This window comes from Jeotgalibacillus terrae (genome assembly GCF_016908195.1).
Taxonomy (GTDB): Bacteria; Bacillota; Bacilli; order Bacillales; family Jeotgalibacillaceae; genus Jeotgalibacillus; species Jeotgalibacillus terrae.
This window is the reverse complement of record NZ_JAFBDK010000012.1, coordinates 87,734-108,108: the sequence shown is the minus strand read 5'-3', so window position 1 is coordinate 108,108 and position 20,375 is coordinate 87,734. Positions and strand designations below refer to the sequence as shown.

At 41.0% G+C, this 20,375-nt stretch carries 18 protein-coding genes; 2 read left to right on the top strand and 16 right to left on the bottom strand.

Annotated features, from left to right (window positions below):
* Positions 1-52: 52 nt before the first annotated feature.
* From JOD21_RS12935 to hflX, 5 genes are all read right to left on the bottom strand, one after another.
* The gene (locus JOD21_RS12935; RefSeq protein WP_204730012.1) at positions 53-883 is read right to left on the bottom strand and encodes an alpha/beta fold hydrolase; all 831 of its coding nucleotides are present in this window, start codon (positions 881-883) and stop codon (positions 53-55) included.
* A 123-nt stretch (positions 884-1,006) separates the two neighbouring features.
* Positions 1,007-2,341 carry a type I glutamate--ammonia ligase gene (gene glnA, locus JOD21_RS12930; protein WP_204730011.1) on the bottom strand — a complete coding sequence of 445 codons (1,335 nt, stop codon included), beginning with the start codon at positions 2,339-2,341 and terminating at the stop codon, positions 1,007-1,009.
* A gap of 28 nt (positions 2,342-2,369) precedes the next feature.
* Positions 2,370-2,756 carry a MerR family transcriptional regulator gene (locus JOD21_RS12925; protein ID WP_204730010.1) on the bottom strand — a complete coding sequence of 129 codons (387 nt, stop codon included), beginning with the start codon at positions 2,754-2,756 and terminating at the stop codon, positions 2,370-2,372.
* A 210-nt stretch (positions 2,757-2,966) separates the two neighbouring features.
* The gene (locus JOD21_RS12920) at positions 2,967-4,217 is read right to left on the bottom strand and encodes a methionine gamma-lyase family protein (RefSeq protein ID WP_204730009.1); all 1,251 of its coding nucleotides are present in this window, start codon (positions 4,215-4,217) and stop codon (positions 2,967-2,969) included.
* Between the two features lie 12 nt (positions 4,218-4,229).
* On the bottom strand, positions 4,230-5,462 hold the full coding sequence (hflX, locus tag JOD21_RS12915; protein ID WP_204730008.1) for a GTPase HflX: 1,233 nt from the start codon (positions 5,460-5,462) through the stop codon (positions 4,230-4,232).
* Between the two features lie 118 nt (positions 5,463-5,580).
* Here hflX and JOD21_RS12910 point away from each other — a divergent pair, with 118 nt between their 5' ends.
* Positions 5,581-6,192 (top strand): TRIC cation channel family protein, encoded by a 612-nt coding sequence (locus JOD21_RS12910; RefSeq protein WP_204730007.1) that lies wholly within the window; start codon positions 5,581-5,583, stop codon positions 6,190-6,192.
* An 11-nt stretch (positions 6,193-6,203) separates the two neighbouring features.
* Here the strand turns inward: JOD21_RS12910 and JOD21_RS12905 are convergent, their stop codons facing one another.
* The 11 genes from JOD21_RS12905 to cotE form a co-directional block, all read right to left on the bottom strand.
* Positions 6,204-7,094: an AAA family ATPase gene (locus JOD21_RS12905; protein ID WP_204730006.1), complete on the bottom strand. Its 891-nt coding sequence runs from the start codon at positions 7,092-7,094 to the stop codon at positions 6,204-6,206.
* A 103-nt stretch (positions 7,095-7,197) separates the two neighbouring features.
* Positions 7,198-7,428 carry an RNA chaperone Hfq gene (gene hfq, locus JOD21_RS12900; RefSeq protein ID WP_041122480.1) on the bottom strand — a complete coding sequence of 77 codons (231 nt, stop codon included), beginning with the start codon at positions 7,426-7,428 and terminating at the stop codon, positions 7,198-7,200.
* A gap of 48 nt (positions 7,429-7,476) precedes the next feature.
* Positions 7,477-8,391, bottom strand: coding sequence for a tRNA (adenosine(37)-N6)-dimethylallyltransferase MiaA (gene miaA / locus JOD21_RS12895; protein WP_204730005.1), 915 nt, complete (start codon positions 8,389-8,391; stop codon positions 7,477-7,479).
* Positions 8,388-9,311: an alpha/beta fold hydrolase gene (locus JOD21_RS12890; protein ID WP_204730004.1), complete on the bottom strand. Its 924-nt coding sequence runs from the start codon at positions 9,309-9,311 to the stop codon at positions 8,388-8,390. The genes miaA and JOD21_RS12890 overlap by 4 nt, the downstream gene beginning before the upstream one ends.
* Positions 9,312-9,331: 20 nt before the next feature.
* Positions 9,332-10,993 (bottom strand): glycerol-3-phosphate dehydrogenase/oxidase, encoded by a 1,662-nt coding sequence (locus JOD21_RS12885; protein WP_204730003.1) that lies wholly within the window; start codon positions 10,991-10,993, stop codon positions 9,332-9,334.
* A gap of 178 nt (positions 10,994-11,171) precedes the next feature.
* Positions 11,172-12,662 (bottom strand): glycerol kinase GlpK, encoded by a 1,491-nt coding sequence (glpK, locus tag JOD21_RS12880; RefSeq protein ID WP_204730002.1) that lies wholly within the window; start codon positions 12,660-12,662, stop codon positions 11,172-11,174.
* Positions 12,663-12,681: 19 nt separating this feature from the next.
* Positions 12,682-13,488 carry an MIP/aquaporin family protein gene (locus tag JOD21_RS12875; RefSeq protein WP_204730001.1) on the bottom strand — a complete coding sequence of 269 codons (807 nt, stop codon included), beginning with the start codon at positions 13,486-13,488 and terminating at the stop codon, positions 12,682-12,684.
* A 138-nt stretch (positions 13,489-13,626) separates the two neighbouring features.
* A complete protein-coding gene (locus JOD21_RS12870) occupies positions 13,627-14,178 on the bottom strand; it encodes a glycerol-3-phosphate responsive antiterminator (RefSeq protein WP_338032904.1) in 552 nt (183 codons plus the stop codon).
* 32 nt (positions 14,179-14,210) lie between these two features.
* Positions 14,211-16,031 (bottom strand): DNA mismatch repair endonuclease MutL, encoded by a 1,821-nt coding sequence (gene mutL, locus JOD21_RS12865; protein ID WP_204729999.1) that lies wholly within the window; start codon positions 16,029-16,031, stop codon positions 14,211-14,213.
* A 15-nt stretch (positions 16,032-16,046) separates the two neighbouring features.
* Complete coding sequence (gene mutS / locus JOD21_RS12860) at positions 16,047-18,593, bottom strand: DNA mismatch repair protein MutS (RefSeq protein WP_204729998.1); 2,547 nt, start codon at positions 18,591-18,593, stop codon at positions 16,047-16,049.
* A gap of 126 nt (positions 18,594-18,719) precedes the next feature.
* On the bottom strand, positions 18,720-19,247 hold the full coding sequence (gene cotE, locus JOD21_RS12855) for an outer spore coat protein CotE (RefSeq protein WP_204729997.1): 528 nt from the start codon (positions 19,245-19,247) through the stop codon (positions 18,720-18,722).
* 187 nt (positions 19,248-19,434) lie between these two features.
* Here cotE and JOD21_RS12850 point away from each other — a divergent pair, with 187 nt between their 5' ends.
* Positions 19,435-20,367: a LacI family DNA-binding transcriptional regulator gene (locus tag JOD21_RS12850; RefSeq protein WP_204729996.1), complete on the top strand. Its 933-nt coding sequence runs from the start codon at positions 19,435-19,437 to the stop codon at positions 20,365-20,367.
* Positions 20,368-20,375 lie beyond the last annotated feature (8 nt).

The following is a 20,375-nucleotide window of genomic DNA, read 5'->3' as shown; positions in this document are numbered from 1 at the left end:
TTTATGTGGATCTCGTATGGCAACGGTGGATCAAATGGATGTCATTGGTGGGTCAAAAAGATGGCAACACTGGATCTATCCCTTGGCTGTAGTCATTGGAAGATTTAATCTTTTCACTTGCCCGTTCTAGCATCTTATAAGGATTATAGATCACCTCATTTTTCCCCACTGCGAGAAATACCGGCATTGTAAGTTTTTCAAGCTCCTGATCCTTAAACAGTTTTGGCGGTGTCATTACATATTCCCATTGCACAAATTTTTGTCCGTTATAATATACTTCAAAAAGTTTTTGATTCTCAGGTTTTTTAATACTAGTCAGCCAATCGCAAAAATGCTTGATGACAATTGTTCTTGAAGGAATCATATTAGTAAAGAAAAGTCTGAAATAGAAGGAAATATTCATTCTTTTAATTGATGCTGCGGGTGAAAGTATAACGAGTGATTTTACTCTGTCAGGTTTTAGGCAGGCATAATTAATTGCATGCCATCCGCCATTTGAGTGACCGATAATTGATACGCTGGCAAATTGTAATTGGTCAAATACTTCTGTTATCCAGGAATCATAGTCTTCCCGCTCATTTAGATGCTCCTTTGTGTTACTCTGGTTAAACTCCCCTAAAACATCAATAAAGTAAAGTTCAAAATCATCAGCCAGTCTCTCTGCACACTTATACCATTCTAAAGAACTGAATCCAAAAGCATGAAAAAATACAAGCGGTTCTTTGCTTTGATCACCGGCAACGATGATTGATACATCACCAAATGATGTAGAAATTGTCTCCCGTTTAAATTGAACATCCCATAATTTAGTCATTTCATTATAAGCAGTCTGATAGATTTCATATCCTTCTTTGGATTTAAATCCTTTATATGCGTCTCCCACAATTCTCCCCCCTTTGCATTTATGTATACCCAAAAGTGCAAGATCTGAGCGAAAAAAATGTTATAACGCAAAAAAATTAATTAAAAACCCCTTAAAGCATTGAATGCTCTAAGGGGTTGAATATTAATACATTTCTAGATACTGTTCTCTCTCCCATGGGTGAACCTGTGTGCGGAACATATCCCATTCGATTTCCTTCGCTTCAACGAAGTGCTCAAAAATATGATCTCCAAGTCCGTCAATAATAACCTGGTCTTTTTTAAGCTCTTCAAGTGCTGCATAAAGCGTTCCAGGAAGATCTTTGATTCCTGCTTCTTCACGTTCCTCTTTATCCATCACGTAAATGTTTCTGTCGATAGATTCTGGTGGCGTTAAGCCGTTTTTGATTCCGTCAAGACCCGCTTTAAGCATAACAGCCATCGCAAGGTATGGGTTAGCGGACGGATCGACAGAGCGCACTTCAACTCGTGTACTCATACCTCTTGATGCCGGAATACGAACGAGCGGACTACGGTTTTGAGCTGACCATGCAATATAACATGGAGCTTCATAGCCAGGAACAAGACGCTTATATGAGTTAACTGTAGGATTAGTTACCGCCGTAAAACCTGACGCATGTTTAAGGACTCCAGCCATAAACTGCTTCATTGTCTCACTCAACTGGTTTTCACCATTCTCATCAAAGAAAGAGTTCTTACCATCTTTAAATAGAGACATATTAAAGTGCATACCAGATCCGTTTACACCAAATAATGGTTTAGGCATAAACGTTGCGTGAAGACCGTGCTTTCTGGCAATCGTTTTAACAACCAATTTAAATGTCTGAATGTCATCACACGCTGATACAGCATCTGCATATTTAAAATCGATTTCGTGCTGACCTGGTGCTACTTCATGGTGTGATGCTTCGATTTCAAAGCCCATTTTTTCAAGTTCGATTACAATATCACGTCGGCAGTTCTCACCAAGATCTGTTGGCGCTAGGTCAAAGTATCCGCCTTTATCGTTTAATTCAAGTGTCGGTTCACCGTTCACATCAAGCTTGAACAGGAAGAATTCCGGCTCAGGTCCAAGGTTAAAATCTGTAAATCCGAGCTCTTCCATCTCTTTAAGAACACGCTTCAGGTTATTACGAGGGTCCCCATCAAATGGAGTTCCGTCAGGGCTGTAAATATCACAAATCAATCTTGCAACTTTACCATCGCCAGCAGTCCATGGGAATACTACCCATGTATCAAGATCCGGGAAAAGATACATATCTGATTCCTCGATACGTACGAATCCTTCGATAGAAGAACCATCAAACATCATCTTATTGTCTAAAGCCTTTTCAAGCTGGCTTACAGGAATTTCAACATTTTTAATGGTACCAAGAATATCAGTAAACTGCAGTCTGATAAAGTTTACGTTTTGCTCTTTAGCCAATTTCATAACATCTTCTCTTGAATACTTACTCATTAATAATTCCTCCTGTTTTATGTAATTTTTAACGGAAAAATCTTGATAGATCTCCCGCTCGTAAATTGTTTTTGCTGTACTTACCATTACCCATCATTTCCTGTTTCAACAGTTTTTTCAGGTCGCTTTCTGATAAGTCAGGCTTTTTTGCACGTTTTTCTGCTTCGGCTTTTGTGCCATCCCCCAGGATCCGCTTAATACCAGCCATATTAACTCCCTGCTCAAGTAAATCTTTAATCTCAAGCAACTTGTCAATATCATTTAATGAAAATAGACGTCTGTTACCTTCTGTTCTGGCTGGAGATACTAAACCATGCTCTTCATAATAGCGAATCTGACGGGCGGTTAAATCGGCCAGCTGCATGACAGTCCCAATAGGAAATAGCGGCATGCTGCGTCTAATATCACTGCCCATCATACAACCCCTTTCTTGCTCGTCGACAACCTAACTATACAACATGTTAAATTTTCTGTCAACTACACGTGAGGTTTTATTACATAGAAATTTATTCACTATTTTTTTCTTCCCTGATTTCTAATGATATATGCATAAATTTAAAAACATTTTATTTTTTATTCAAAAAAAAGCAGAACTATCTATAGTTCTGCTGCGAAAAATGTATCTTTATTCCTGAAGCATTTTGTGAAGCGCCGCAGAAATTGCAATTTTAATATGCTCATAAGTTAAACCGCCCTGGATATAAGCGGCGTAGGGCGGTCTGAGCGGACCATCTGCTGACAGTTCAATACTTGAACCTTGAATAAATGTGCCGGCAGCCATAATGACATCGTCTTCATACCCGGGCATATAATCAGGATACGGTGTGAAATGTGAGTTGACCGGCGAAAATTCCTGTACACCCTGACAAAAAGCGATCATTTTATCTCTATCAGCAAATTCTACTGCCTGGATTAAGTCGGTTCTGTAAGCATCCCATGAAGGGGCAGTCTTTAAACCTGCTTCTTCTAGAAGTGCGGCAGTAAATACGGCTCCTTTTAAAGCCTGACTGACCACATGCGGTGCAAGGAAGAACCCCTGATACATTTCCTGTAATGCATTCAGACTGGCACCAGCTTCCGCTCCAATACCGGGCGACGTCATTCGATAAGCACATTTTTCAATCAGATCTTTTCTGCCTGCAATATAGCCGCCTGTCTTAGCAAGCCCCCCACCCGGATTTTTAATCAGAGAACCTGCAATCAGATCTGCTCCTGCTTCAATCGGCTCCTCTTTTTCAACAAACTCCCCGTAGCAATTATCCACAAAGATCACGACTTCAGGAAAGTTGGCTTTAATTTTCTTCACTGCATGACGGATTTCTTCAATCGTAATTGAAGGTCTTACAGCATACCCTTTAGAACGCTGAATACCCACAACTTTCGTATTTGATGTCATGTTATTCATAACAGCATCAAGATCAATCGCACCATCAGTAAGATCAGTCTGCTGATATGAAATACCAAAGTCTTTCAGGGACCCATTACCGTTACCTCTTAGACCGATAATTTCTTCCAGCGTGTCATAGGGTTTACCCGTTATATAATGCAGTTCATCTTCAGGTCTTAATACCCCAAAAAGCGCTATATTAATTGCATGGGTACCTGATATAATCTGGGGCCTGACGAGTGCAGCGTCTGCTTTAAATGTATCTGCATAAACCGCTTCAAGCGCATCCCTTCCCTGATCATCGTAGCCATAACCTGTTGTCGGATTAAAATGACTGTCGCTTATTTTCTGGTTTTTAAATGCCTGCAGCACTTTCAGCTGATTATATTCAGCTATGCGTTCAATTTCTTTGTGTTTATCTGAGATTTTCTCTTCAGCTTTATTTGTTAATTCAATCATTTCTTCTGTATAATATGTGTTTACATTCATTGAAATCTCCCTTTACCTTTTCCCTGCAAGCGGATGGTTCTCAGCTATAAATCCTTCAGCGATATAACATTCCTTATCTTCAAGAAAATCAAGTCTGACCAGCATACTTTCCTTTTTTAATTGAGCCAGAATCTTACCATCATCTGAAGCAATCATCATATGATAGGGTTTCAGTATCTGTTTTACTTCATGTTCTACCTTTTTCAATACTTTATGCTGCTCTTTTTTTGCTGCGCTCATTAACACAAATGGATCACTTGTATCAGCTACAAATGATTCTGTCAGTAAATCCTCTTTGTTATAAACAGTCATTCTCGGAATCTGCTCCATGTGAAGATCAGCGAGCAGCTTTTTTACTGTCGATTCGTGTTCAGCATGATTTTGATGAGAAGCATCGACGATATGAAGCAGTAAGTCTGCTTCATTCACTTCCTCTAATGTGGATCTGAACGAAGCAATTAACGAGGTAGGCAGATCTTTAATAAATCCTACAGTATCCGTCATGATCACTTCAAATCCGCTTGGCAGAACACATTTTCTTGATAAAGGATCGAGCGTGGCAAAGAGCTGATCCTCTTCATAGGAATCTGCATTAGTCAGCAGGTTAAACAGCGTGGATTTCCCTGCATTCGTATAACCGATTAAAGCCACTTGAAATGCCTGATTCTGCTTTCTCCGGTCACGATAGATCGCACGATGCCGGACAACCTGTTCCAGCCTCTTCTTTATTTCCCTGATTTCTCTTCTTATGTGACGTCTGTCAGTTTCAAGTTTTGTTTCACCAGGTCCCCTGGTACCAATCCCTCCACCTAGCCTTGACAGTTCGGTTCCCTGTCCTGCAAGCCTCGGCAGCATATATTCAAGCTGAGCGAGCTCTACCTGCAATTTACCTTCTTTGGATCTTGCACGCTGGGCAAAAATGTCCAGAATCAGCTGTGTTCTGTCAATTACTCTGGCCTCTAAAACTTCAGACAAATTTCTGTTTTGACTCGGTGAAAGTTCACTGTTAAATATAATCAGATCGGGCTGAAGCTCTTCAGCTGCCGCTGTCAGTTCTTCAAGTTTTCCTTTTCCAATATATGTAGCCGGGTGAACCTTGTCCATATTTTGAGTCACATTTAAGACTGAAACAGCACCTGCCGTTTCAGTTAATGCGTGTAATTCGTTCATTGATTCATTAAAATCATATTCTTCTCTATCAGTATTTACACCGACTAAAATCGCTTTTTCCAATTGCTTATCCAATCAAACACCCGCTTTCTATAATTATGTTAAAAGTTTTGAATGCTGCAGATTGAAATGCGTTCGATTCATGATACAATCAACTTTGGTTCAATTCAAGAGGAAGGGAGGATGATCATCAGTGACATGGGAAGTACTCAGCATGATTGGCACAATTGCATTTGCCATATCCGGGGCAATTATTGCTATGGAAGAGGAATATGATATTTTAGGGGTATATATCCTGGGGATCGTCACTGCGTTTGGCGGCGGTGCAATCAGAAATCTGCTGATTGGTGTTCCTGTAGCTGCACTATGGGAACAGGGGATGTTTTTCCAGGTGGCCCTTTTATCGATAACAGCTGTTTTTTTATTCCCTCATAACCTGCTGAAACACTGGAGACGATGGGGGAATATTTTTGATGCAATGGGCCTTGCAGCTTTTGCGATTCAGGGCGCACTGTACGCTGTTGAGATGAATCATCCTCTCAGTGCAGTCATTGTTGCCGCTGTTTTAACCGGTAGCGGAGGCGGCATCATACGGGATCTTCTCGCCGGAAGAAAGCCTCTCGTTTTGCGTGCTGAAATATATGCAGCATGGGCAATACTTGCAGGTTTTGCCGTGGGACTTGGTATCGCTTCAGAGCCATGGCAGCTTTATATACTATTTGTCATAACGACTGCCCTCAGAATCCTTTCATATCTATATAAATGGCGTCTGCCATTTAAATCTATTCATACAGCACCATCCTAAGCAGGACATCACTAGATCTCCTGCTTATTCTTTTTATATTCAGCCATTCCTTCCATCACGTCTTCTTCAGTAATCAGCATACAATCCTTTTTAGTAAGCGACTCATACTTTAATAGCCTGACTGCCTGCGCTCTGATGATACACTCGGTCAGATTCCTGACGAATCTGGCATTACCATCACTGCTGTCCTGTTCTCTGATCAGCTGCACCAGCCGTTCATTTGCAATCTTTGACATTTGATAATCTCTTTCACTGAACATACTGTTTGCAATCCTGTTAAGTTCATTAAGCCGGTAATCAGGAAAATAAAGAATATGAGAAAATCTGCTTTTCAGGCCAGTATTCATCTTAAGAAAACCTGTCATCTCCTTTTTGTAACCTGCCAGCACACAAATGAACTGCTCATTTTGATCCTCCATATGTTTAACCAATGTATCAATCGCTTCTCTTCCGAAGTCCTTTTCTCCCCCTCTTGAAAGAGAATACGCTTCATCAATAAACAAGACACCACCTTGCGCTTTTCTGATTAAGTCCCTTGTTTTTAGCGCAGTATGTCCAATGTATTCCCCTACAAGGTCAGCACGCTCAGCTTCCACCAGATGACCTTTTTCAATAATTTTCAGGTCTTTCAGGCATTTTGCCATAACTCTCGCTGCTGTTGTTTTGCCTGTTCCCGGATTTCCGTAAAACAGCATATGGTGCGTCTGGATATTAGTCTTCAAACCAAACTCTGCACGTTTTTGATTAATGACAGACCAGGCAGCTATCGATTTCAGGGCATCTTTCACCTGATCGAGCCCAGTAAAAGATTTAAAAGCCCGCTCAATGAGTGCACCTTCCTGACTTTCAGGCTGCTGAGATGAATGTTTCTGGCTTATGATAAATTTTACCTGCCCGTTCATAATTCACCCTCTTCTGAATGACTCAGTGATTCATTATATGAACAGGTTGAACTTCAATGATTAATGGAGCACAAATAAAAAAGAACGCCCCAGGGCGCCTTTTTTACTCTGCTTCAGTTTGAATGGCAACATTTTTAGAAGGAACAAATGTTGAGATTGCGTGTTTATAAACGAGTTGCTGCTTTCCTTCAGATTCCAGCATGACAGTAAAATTATCAAACGCCTTAATCTGACCCCGAATCTGAAAACCATTTAATAAAAATACAGTTACAAATGTATTTTCTTTTCGTAATTGATTTAAAACCTGATCCTGAATATTAACAGCTTGTTTCATCTGAGCGCCTCCTAAAATTGACTGTCTCTATATGTTCGCCTCAAATTACTAATTTCCTGCAAAATAATCAATTATTTCTTTAATCTTCTTTTCTCTGTTTTCAGTCATGTCAAACCACGTAAAGCGCATTTTGTTACGAAACCACGTTAATTGCCTCTTCGCATACCTTCTTGAATTCTGTTTAATCTTATCAACTGTCTGATCATAACCCATTTTACCTTCAAAGTAATCATAAAACTCTTTATAGCCAATCGCCTGTACAGAAGTTACTCCTCTGATACCGGCATCATAGAGATCCCTCACTTCAGCTTCTAGTCCTGACTGTATCATTAAATCAACCCTCAGGTTAATCCTCTCATACAAGACGTCTCTATCCATATCAAGGCCAATCAGCTCGTGATGAAAGAGAGGCTCAGGCTGCTGCTGTTCTTTTAATTCTGAGGGACTTTTACCAGTACTTTTGATTATTTCAAGCGCTCTTATCACTCTTCTTACGTTGTTAGGATGAATTTCAGCTGCTGCTGTGGAATCGAGTTCAGAGAGTTGTTTGTGCAGATCAATACCTGCTTCGTGCTCTTTTTCAAGTTCTGCCCTGATCTCATCATCTTTTCCCTTATCAGAAAACTGATAGTCATATAATACCGACTGAATATACAACCCTGTGCCACCTGTCAGAACAGGAACCGCGCCCCGGTCGTGCACTTCTCTGATTTTCTCTCTGACAGCCAGCTGATATTCAGCTGCAGAAAAAGACTGATCAGGTTCTTTAATATCAAACAGATGATGAGGAACTCCATCCATTTCTTTCTGAGTGATTTTTGCCGTTCCTATATTGAGACCTTTATATACCTGCATAGCATCACCATTAATTACTTCACCGTTTAAAGCTTGGGATAGTTTGATACTTAATTCTGTTTTCCCTACAGCTGTTGGTCCTGCGATTACAATTACTTTGTTTATCATTGTTTCTCCTTGTTTCTCTGTATATTAATCCATGTTAAAACGTCAGTCATAACCCGCTCAGATATTGTTTCATTGATCATTTCATGACGGCCGTTCTCATAAAGCAGTACTTTTACAGAACTCAATCCAGCTTCAGTATACATACCGGCAGATTTAAATACCCCTTTACCAAAATCACCTACCGGGTCATTTGCACCACTTACAAATAACAAGGGAAGATCTTTTCTGATGTTTTGGTTATCCTTTGTTTTATAAATCATCTGGATCCCATTAAATAACGTTTGATAAAAGCGGTTGGTGGAAACAAACCCGCACTCAGGATCATCTATATATCGCCTTACTGCCTTTTCATCAGATGACAGCCAGTCAAAAGGAGTGTTAGATTCAGGAAAAGAACGATTATAGCCGCCAAATGATAATTTATTTAATAACGCAGCTTTTTCAACAGGTTTATAGCGGCTCAAAACACCTGCAAGCATAGTAGCAGGGACACCGATTAATCCAAGCGGTCCGTTTGTGCCTGACAAAACTACACCGTCATAGAGCTTCGAATACAACTGCATGACTCTGCGGGAGACAAAAGAACCCATACTGTGTCCAAATAAGAAAACCGGTTCATTCTCAAACTGTTTTCTCACTTCAATGACATCAAGTGCCAGGCGATTAAAGTCGACATGTTCTCCGTAATCACCATACATCCCTGATAATTCAGCTGTCTTTCCATGACCCCGGCAATCATGGCCAATCACATGATATCCTGCTTTATTTAAAAATTGTGCAAAATCTTCATAACGGCCAATATGCTCTGCCATTCCATGACAGAGCTGTATTGATCCGTTTATGTGTGACTGGTCAGAACGCCACACGACTGTGTAAAGGTTCTGACCATCTGATGTTTTGGTGTAAAATGATTCTTTCATCAAAGCACCCCGGTTCACCGTTATTTTACTGGTTCAACTGCATCCTGAAGCTCTTTTTCAAGTTCTTCTTTATAAGTCTGATATGCAGATTCACTCCAGCCCAACAGGTTTTGCATTAATCTTAACACAACTTCCTTCTGCTGGTGAACAGCGTTAATATCAAAAAACAGTCTGCCGGTTCTGCGGATAAAGAAATCGACAGGTTTTACAGTCATCTCTTCCTGGATTGCATAGACAACTTCAGCATAAAGAACTGGTGTCATAGGCGCAGTCAGGTTCATCCCCTTTGCAGCATGCGCAAGCGTATACAGCTTATCCGCATTTGTACCGTAAAACTCAGCAATCTTTTTGCCTTCCTGCTCTGTTAAACCATATTGAAGCGCTTCTTTAGCTTTACGTTCAATAAATTGACGATAGCCTTTAGATCCGCCAAAATCAGCTCCTGATAGCGGCATGTTTTTGGTTTTACCTTTAGGGAATGATTTTTTCGCTTCTTTTTTCAATCGCTCCGCTGCAAGGTCCACTACGTGTTCAGCCATTTTGCGGTAACCAGTGAGCTTACCTCCCGCAATTGTGATCAGGCCGCTGTCGTGCTCCCATACTTCATCTTTACGGGAGATTTCAGAAGGATCCTTGCCTTTTTCAAAGATCAGTGGACGTACACCAGCCCAGCTCGATTCAACGTGATCCTCTGTTACATTGACTTCAGGGAACATATAATTGATAGCATCAATGATATATCGCTGGTCTTCATAGGTCATTTTAGGGTTTGCCGTATCTTTATCAGTGCCATAAAACGTATCAGTGGTACCGATATATGCTTTTCCATCTCTCGGGATCGCAAACATCATTCTTCCATCAGGCGTATCAAAGTAAAGTGCCTGATTCAGCGGGAATACTGACTGATCAAGAACCAGGTGCACCCCTTTTGTCAGCTGAAGCTCTTTGTCATTTGTTGAATAATCTTTATTTCGCACTTTATCAACCCATGGCCCAGCAGCATTAATCACTTTTCTGCCTAAAATGGTCTGCGTGGTACCATCCAGCTGATCTTTCACTTCTATACCTGACACTTTTTTCTTATCATATGTGAAGCGTTCAGCTTTTACATAATTAATAAAGTCTGCTCCATTTTCAACTGCTTTTTTAATGATTTCCATAGTCAGTCTTGCATCATCTGTACGGTACTCAACGTAGTAGCCCGCTCCTTTAAGTCCTTCCTGTTTAACCAGGGGCTCTTTTTCAGTCGCTTCCCGGGCACTGAGCATTTTTCTCCGTTCCTGCTTTTTAACTCCCGCTAAATAGTCATAAACGCGCAGTCCGACTGAAGTCGAGAACTTTCCGAATGTACCGCCTTTATGGATCGGCAGCATCATCCATTCAGGAGATGTTACATGAGGAGCATTTTCATACACAATCTCTCTTTCTTTACCTACTTCTGCAACGAGTTTCACTTCAAACTGTTTTAAATATCTTAAACCGCCATGCACGAGCTTGGTAGAACGGCTAGATGTACCGCCGGCAAAATCCTGCATTTCAATTACTGCCACACTCATACCGCGCGTAACAGCATCGAGTGCGATACCTGCACCCGTGATGCCTCCTCCGATAATAACGAGGTCATAAACTTCTTCAGACATTTTTTTTAATTTCTCTGCTCTGTTCACACTTGAAAAATTCATCGTATATTTCCTCCTTCATATTAACTGCTAAAACGAAGTGACAATTTAATCAGCTTCAAAAAATTGTAAAAGTAAAAAAAGAGAGACCGAATCCATATGAATAATTCCATAATGAATCCAGGCCTCTCTGCTCTCTACCCCGTTTATTAACTTACAATCATTTTATCATAAAACAGGATTACTTAAAAGCCTGAGCTGCCTTCACTGCTTTTTGCCATCCTTCATACAGTTCCGCACTGCGCTCCTGGTCCATACCAGGTTCAAATTCTTTATCAGTCTTCCACATTTCCGCAATTTCATCTTTACTTTCCCAGAAACCGACAGCAAGACCTGCAAGATAAGCCGCTCCGAGTGCAGTTGTTTCACTGATAACAGGTCTTTCTACATCCGCATGCAGCAGATCACTCTGGAACTGCATCAGGAAGTCATTCTGAACAGCTCCGCCATCCACGCGAAGTTTCTTCAGTTCAATACCTGAATCTTTTTCCATCGCATCAAGGACATCTTTCGTCTGATAAGCAAGACTTTCAAGTACGGCACGAACAAAATGCTCTTTTGAAGTACCGCGTGTCAAACCAAATACTGCTCCTCTGACGTCACTATCCCAATAAGGTGTACCAAGACCGACAAATGCAGGAACAACGTATACGCCGTCAGTAGAGTCTACCCGCTTTGCATAATCTTCACTCGCTGCAGCTGTTTTTAACATGCGCATTCCGTCACGCAGCCATTGAATCGCACTGCCGGCCACAAAAATACTGCCTTCAAGTGCATATTCCACTTTCCCGTCAATTCCCCACGCAAGTGTTGTCAACAGGCCACTGTCTGATTTAACTGACTTTTCACCTGTATTCATCAGCATAAAACAACCTGTTCCATAAGTGTTTTTAGCCATTCCCGATTTATAACAGGCCTGACCAAATAGAGCAGCCTGCTGGTCGCCTGCCGCACCGGCAATCGGAATTTCCTTTCCAAAGAAGTGGTGCGGTGCTGTCGTACCATAAACTTCTGAGGACGGCTTTACTTCAGGCAGCATTGACTCAGGAACAGTCAGATGTTCCAGCAACTCTTTATCCCACTTCAGATCATAGATGTTATACATCAGTGTTCTCGAAGCATTGGAGTAATCAGTTACGTGTGCAGCACCGCCAGTTAACTTCCAGATTAGCCAAGTGTCAATCGTTCCAAATAACAGATCACCATTATCAGCTTTTTCTCTCGCACCATCAACATTATCTAAAATCCATTTTACTTTAGTTCCCGAGAAATAAGCATCTATTAATAGGCCGGTTTTGTCTCTGAATGTATCATTTAAGCCCTGTTCTTTCAGTTCATTACAAATATCTGCGGTCTGTCGCGACTGCCATACAATCGCATTATAGATCGGCATACCTGTATTTTTATCCCAAACAACTGCAGTTTCACGCTGATTTGTAATGCCGATCCCTTCAATCTGATCCGGTTTTACTTCTGATTCTGAAAGTACTGAAGCGATTACAGAAAGGATCGAACCCCAGATTTCATTTGCATTATGTTCTACCCAGCCAGGTTTTGGAAAAATCTGCTCGAATTCCTTTTGAGCAATTTTGACAATCTCACCTTTCTGATTAAAAAGAATCGCTCTTGAACTTGTTGTCCCCTGATCGAGTGAAAGAATAAACTTTTCCATACATATTACCTCCTGAGTATTATTGAATTAATTTTGTTTGTTTCTGATCAACTAAGTACGCACCGAGCAGACAAACGACAATGATCCCTGCCATTACCCAGAACATGATGTGAAAATCCCCTGAGAATATATATCGGTAAAATAGACCGCCGAATGAGCCGCCAAGTGCCGGTCCGAGAATTGGAATCCAGCTGTAGCTCCAGTTAGAATTACCCTTCCCGCTGATCGGTAAAACAAAATGCGCAATTCTTGGTCCCAGATCTCGTGCAGGATTAATCGCATAACCTGTTGTCCCACCTAACGAAAGACCGATTGCTACAATCAGCATACCTACAATAAACGGGTTCAGCCCTTCAGTAAAATCATTCGCGCCAATAAACAGAATTCCTGCAACTAAAATGAATGTGCCGATAATTTCACTTAACAGATTTGAAAAGTTGTGCGGGATCGCCGGGCCAGTTGAAAATACCCCAAGCTTTGTACCTTCATCCTCAGTTTCTTTCCAATGCGGTAAGAAATGAAGCCATACCAATATCCCACCTATAAATGCACCTGCTACCTGAGCCACTATGTACCCCGGTACCTTTAACCATTCCAGGTCCCCATTGAATGCAAGACCCAATGTCACAGCCGGATTCAAGTGAGCACCACTGAACTCCCCGACTGCATAGACACCCATTGCAACCCCGAGACCCCAACCAAAAGCAACCGCTACCCATCCGGCACCTTCAGCGAGAGATTTTTTCAAGTTTACGTTTGCTACTACACCGCCACCAAACAAGATCAGAATTGCTGTTCCAATCAATTCTGCGATATATTCATTCATATCTGATCCTCCTTCCGGAAAAGAAAAAGACTCACAGAATCCCCCTTTTTGTTAAATGCAGGATCTGTGAGTCTCTTAGTCTCTTCACGTCTTATTAACTTGTAAACGATATTATCAGATTTTGAAAACGCTGTCAAACTATTTCCCGAAATATGACCACAACTCTTTTGATGAGGTTGTGATCGCACTCGCACCGGCTTCCAATGCTGAAAACACTTCATCATGATGATCGATTAACCCGCCGGCTATAATCGGTTTACCAGTCTCTTCTTTCATTCTTCCAATCATTTTTGGAATCACTCCAGGAAGCAGTTCAATGTAATCGGGATCAGAGTGTCTGATCTGTTCAACACTTCTTTTAAAGGCATTTGAATCGATGACAAAAGTCCTCTGAATCGCTTTAACATTTAGTTCACGCGCTCTTTTTATGACATTTTTTCTGGTAGATATAATTCCGTACGGTTTAACTGTCTGACATATATATTCAGCAGCATATTCATTATTGGATAAACCCTGAATTAAATCCATGTGCAAAAACATTTTTTTATCATGCTGATTAGCATACGCGAACACGCTCTTTAGCATGCCAACGTGAAGGTCCAGAAAAACACCATATTCAAATGAATACTTCAGCATTTTATCAAAATCCTTCATCGAATGAATTGCCGGAAGTATTTTTTGTTCTCCTATTTCCATGGGGCACATCCTTTACAAATTTAAAATTACATCACCCGTTTAAACATTTTTTCCATCTCATACGATGAAAAATGAATCACAACCGGTCTGCCATGCGGGCAAGTAAAAGGATCATTACATTCAGAAAGCTGACTGATCAGTGATTCCATATCATTTTGAGTTAAATAGTGATTTGCTTTAATTGATTTTTTACAACTCATTAAAATCGCTGCTTCTTCTCTTAATTTATACCGGTCTATCTTTTTTTCAGTCAGAATCTGCTCGATCATGTCTTCAATGATCCCACTTTCTTCACCCTTTGGAAACCACACAGGATGTGACCTCACAATTAAACTGTTACCTCCAAATTCTTCCGCTTCAATCCCGGATTGATAAAGCAGATCAATATCTTCTTTAATTCTGAGAAATTGATCAGGTGGAAAGTCAAACGTAATGGGTACTAGCAAATCCTGCATCTCATGATGATCCTCAGCAAGCTTTTCCCTGAAATACTCATACTTGATTCTTTCCTGTGCCGCATGCTGATCTATCATATACACTCCATCTTCACTCTGACAGATAATATACGTGCCATGAGCCTGTCCGATAACAGACATATCCGGCATCCTTTTTCTTTCAGGTTCAGCTGTTTTTTCAGGTCCGGTAATTTCAGGACTTGCAGGGACTGGTCCGGTTGCTGCCCGCTCGTCAAAGAGCTGTTCCTCCGGCGCTTTCACATCAGTCATTTCAGCACTGGTTTCTTTAACCGTTTCGGACTCTTTGTAACTGTTTGTGGGTTTCGCAGCTTGTACCTTCCAGTCAAATGAAGTCTGCTCAGAAACTTTTTTAGGCTCTTTCTTTTCACTTACCCCGCTTGGAATTAATGTTTCATTACGGAATGAACGTTTCAGTGTTTCACCAATGACATGCTGCAATTCTTTCTCTTTACTGAACCTTACTTCCTGCTTGGATGGATGAACGTTAACATCGACTAACAGCGGGTCCATTTCCACAGACAAAAGGATGACAGGAAACCTCCCGATCGGAAGGAGCGTTCTGTACCCTTCAAGCACAGCCTGTGTGAGCCCATAATTCTTAATATACCTCCCGTTCACTAAAAGAGAGATATAACTCTTTGAAGCACGTGTGACTTCAGGGTATGCTGCCCACCCTGATATTTTAAAGTCGAGCGACTCTCCTTCAAAAGGAATCATTTTCTTTACAGTCTGCATCCCATAGATTGCAGATAATACCTGTCTAACGTCACCCTGACCATTTGTGTGAAGGAGCGTTTTACCGTTGTGAATAAGCCTGATCGAGATTTCAGGGTGAGAAAGCGCCAACCGGTTAACGATATCACTAATATTGCCGAGCTCCGTATTAATGGTTTTCATATATTTCAGCCGTGCAGGCGTGTTATAAAACAATTCCTCCACTTTAATATCCGTTCCTTTTCTAGCAGCAGATGCCTCCCGGCTGATTAATTTTCCACCATGAATGACTGCTTTTGTCCCCTGATCACCTGTTGAAGAAGTGATTTCCACTTTAGCCACTGAAGCAATACTTGGAAGCGCCTCACCCCTGAAGCCAAGCGTTTTAATTCTGAAAAGGTCATGCTCGTTTTTAATTTTACTGGTCGCATGCCTTGAAAAAGCTTTAAGCAGATCTTCTTCTAATATACCGTCTCCGTTATCCTTAATTCTGATTTTAGAGAGCCCCGCTTCTGTAAGATCAATTTCAATAATGGTTGAATGGGCATCAATGGCGTTTTCCATGAGCTCTTTTACAACTGAAGCAGGACGCTCCACTACTTCTCCGGCAGCAATTTTATTGGCCAGAAATTCATCAAGCTGCTGAATGTTTCCCATCATCTGCCCCTCCTTTTATGATTTGGCTAACAGTTTTCCCGCTTTTTTCTGAAGCTTATATAGTTCATTCATTGCTTCCATAGGTGTCATTTCAAGTACGTTTATTTTCTGAATGTCTTTCAGTATTTTTCTATCATCCTGATTGGACTTCTCGGGCAGTTCGAACAATGTTAACTGCTCTTTATCTGTATGATGTTTTTCAGCTTCGAATTCTGAGAGCAGTTCATTGGCACGCTGGATCAGTGTAGATGGAAGTTCAGCCAGTTCGGCAACATGAATACCATAACTTTTATCAGCAGGTCCTTCTTTCACTTTATGAAGAAAGATTACTTTCCCATCCTGTTCAGCTGCTGCAACATGAACATTTTTTAATCTATCAAGCTTCGATGACAATTCAACCAGTTCGTGATAATGCGTGGAGAAAAGTGTTTTGGCACCAATTGAATCATGTACATATTCAATAATTGCCTGCGCAAGGGACATGCCGTCATAAGTGGACGTTCCACGGCCGATCTCATCAAATAAGATGAGACTGTTTTCAGTTGCATGATCAAGTGCATGTTTTGCTTCAAGCATTTCGACCATAAAAGTACTCTGTCCACTCACCAGGTCATCTGCCGCCCCGATTCTTGTAAAGATCCGGTCAAAAACAGGCAGCTCTGCATGATCAGCCGGCACAAAACAGCCAATCTGCGCCATCACTGCAATCAGTGCCACCTGACGCATATAAGTGCTCTTACCGGACATATTTGGCCCTGTAATCAGCAGCATGGAACGCGATTCATCCATATCGCAGGAATTAGGCACGTATTCATTGATATCCATTACTTTTTCAATAACCGGATGTCTTCCTTCATCAATATTGAGTATTTGACGGTCTGAAAACACAGGTTTTACATAATGTCTTTTTTCACTTACAAATGCAAATGCCTGCAGTACATCAATTTCACTAATATCTTTTGCAAGCTTTTGGATACGCGGAATTTCTTTTTTCACCAGATCCCTTACAGTTTGAAAAATACGATGTTCAAGTTCAACTGACTTTTCCTCCGCCTGTAAAATAAGCGTCTCTTTTTCTTTCAGTTCAGGCGTTATAAAGCGTTCAGCATTTGCGAGTGTCTGGCGTCTCTCGTAGCGATCATCATCTAAAGCAGCAAGATTCGCTTTTGTCACTTCAATATAATAACCGAATATTCTGTTGTAACCGATTTTGAGCGACTTAATGCCTGTCAGTCCTTTTTCTTTCTGTTCCAGTTCAGCAATCCATTTTTTCCCGTTTCTGCTTGCATCTTTATATTCATCAAGTTCTGCAGAATAACCGTCTTTAATAAAATTTCCATCTTTAATTGTAATCGGAGCGTGCTCATCAATTGCTGCCTCCAGCAGATCTGCAATCTCAACGCAGGCATCCATTGACTCTCCCCGCTTATTTAATCCCGCATCAGGTATGTCCTTCAACTTCTCTTTTATAAAAGGAACCTGCTGAAGCGATCTTTTCAGCTGCAGCAGATCCCTCGGACTGACTGAGCCGAATGATACCTTCCCGGCAAGTCTCTCAAGGTCATATACATTCTGCAGCTGTTCCCTGAGTGATTCTCTTTCAAAGAAATGATTTTTCAGACTTTCAACCAGTGACAGTCTTTCATATATTTCCGATCTGTTGATAAGAGGCCGCTCAACCCAGGCTTTTAGCTGCCTGCTTCCCATTGCTGTTACAGTTTCATCAAGCAGCCAGACCAGTGAACCTTTTTTTGCACCGCTTCTGCTGTTCTCAGTCAACTCGAGGTTACGCTTAGAATTCGGATCAATCTGGAGGTAAGAACTGACTTCATACGGTTCTGTCAGCTGAAGATGGTCCAATGATCTTTTCTGTGTATCTGCAGTGTAATGAAGGAGAAGACTGATCCCCTCTTTTATATCCTGACCCTGCAGATTTTCAAGAAGTGATTCATTAAAGTTCAGAGAATCAGCACTCACTTTAGAAATCGCTGCATGTCCACGATCTCTGAATGTCTTTATAAATGAATCGCTGACGGTTGAAGGAAAAACTAATTCTTTCGCCTTGATTAATGCCATCTCCTGAATCAGCAGATCAACATTTGCTACCACCGCCGCTTTAGACTCTCCTGTAGACAAGTCAAGATAAGCAATACTGTAACGCCCTCCTGAACATTCAACTGCGGCTCCGAGAAAATGATTCTCTTTTTCCTCAACTGCATTGACCGCTGTACCCGGTGTAATCATTTGAACGATTTCCCGTTTTACAACGCCCTTAGCCTGCTTGGGGTCTTCAGTCTGTTCGCATAAAGCAACTTTATATCCTCTTTCTACAAGCTTTTCTATGTAAGCAGCGGCTGAATGATAAGGCACACCGCACATCGGAATTTTATCCTCCGCTCCACCGCCCCTGGCTGTCAGAGTAATTTCAAGCTCTTTTGATGCTTTTAAGGCATCATCAAAAAACATTTCATAAAAATCACCGAGCCTGAAAAACAAAAAGGCATCAGGAACCTCTGCTTTAATTCTTAAATACTGTTGCATCATAGGTGTATACTTCGTCAAAACTGCTCTCTCCGTTCATAACTTTTTATAGGAGAAAGTATAGCACAAATCCATTCTTTTCACTTTAAATACAGTCAGTGAAAACTTGCTGGAAAAATTAAAAAAACACTGCCCGGAGACAGTGTTCTATTCATTACCATAAACTTTAGTATTAATATGTTCGAGCCCTTCATCGATCTCATAGTCATCCCAATCATCATCGAGATGATCCCTGGTAAAAGCAACGCGTACTTTTGTCTCTCCCACACATTCAGCCGCAATCTCACGTTCAGCATGGACAATAATATGCTGTCCGTGCTCATCAATCTCAGCTTCAAGACAGTTAGGCTGCTGCAGTACTCTCGCAATAACTTCATGATCATCTCTTATATCCTTATCGCGGTACCTGAGACTGATATCATCCTGGTAGGTCACACTTTCAATTATGACTGAGGTTTTCGTGTTGTGATGATGGGAATACCAGACGTTTACCTCATATGACCCTTTAACCTCTACCTTATCCCCTGACTTTTTAGCCGCATATTTATGGTTGATAATCCAGCACCCGAGAATACTCGAAGGCTTATGAGGCGGCTGCACAATATGCTTTGATTTCACATACTTTCTTCCTTTTGCCACTACAGACTTCGTAATAATTTCACGATATTCAGTCACAAAAGCGGCCTCCTTTCGTTTCTCACTTATCTTATGCACCCACTTAAAAACATGTGTCAATCACCCGGATCTATATAAATAACAACGTTATTATTTATACTATAGTTATATGAAGATTGTTATCGTGTTTAATCACTTGTATAATGTAAATAATAATAACGTTATTATTTTTAAGGGTGGTGTTATAGTGACAGTCACTATAAAAGATATTGCAAAAGCGGCTAACGTCAGTTTCTCAACAGTTTCTAAAGCTTTGAATGATAGTCCGCTTGTTAAAGAACCCACAAAACAGATGATTATCAGTATCGCCAAAGAAATGGGATATGAGGTTAATACGGCTGCTAAGATCCTTGCAACCGGTAAATCTAATTCAGTGGGGATCTACTGTCCGGATATCAGCAGACCGGAATATGCTGAATATAGTCAGGAAATCAGCCTCCAGCTTAAAAACAGAGGATTTCTTCCGTGTATTTCATCATCAGGTTTTGAGGATGCCAAAGAGTTGTTCACGCGGTTAAAAGCAGCAGCAGTTATTACAATCGATCAAAATGACATGTCTTTCAGCGGAATTGAATGTAATATCCATGCATTCGGATATAACGAAGAGTCAAACCACCACTCATTAAAAAAAGAAGCAGCTGCAAAAGCAGCTAACCTCTTATTCAAAACCGGACATCAGACAGTACTGGTTGTAAGTGAGTATTCTGATTCAGACTGGCTATACCGCGAGTTCAAAAATGTCGCATTAAAATCCGGCAATCATCCGCCTTCTATACATCATCAGCGTATTAGCTACAACACAGATGAGTTCTTCGCATCTATGAGATCTATACTCGATCATATGATGCCGGATGCGGTTGTATGCACGTCAGGAAAAATTGCTGAACTAAATCTTCTCGTTACAAACGCACTCGGACTTAAAGTACCTGAAGATTTGTCAATTATGGGCTATGATGAACTGATGAACTCCACCTCCCCTGTTTCACTTTTCGGTTTACATATTCATAAACTGGCGGAGAGAACAGCAAATGAAGTGTACAACTTTTTAAATCAACAGGAAAATAATTATGTAAACCTCTCCCCTGGGTTTATGCTCAATTACACAGTAAAGCTCCAATAACAACGTTG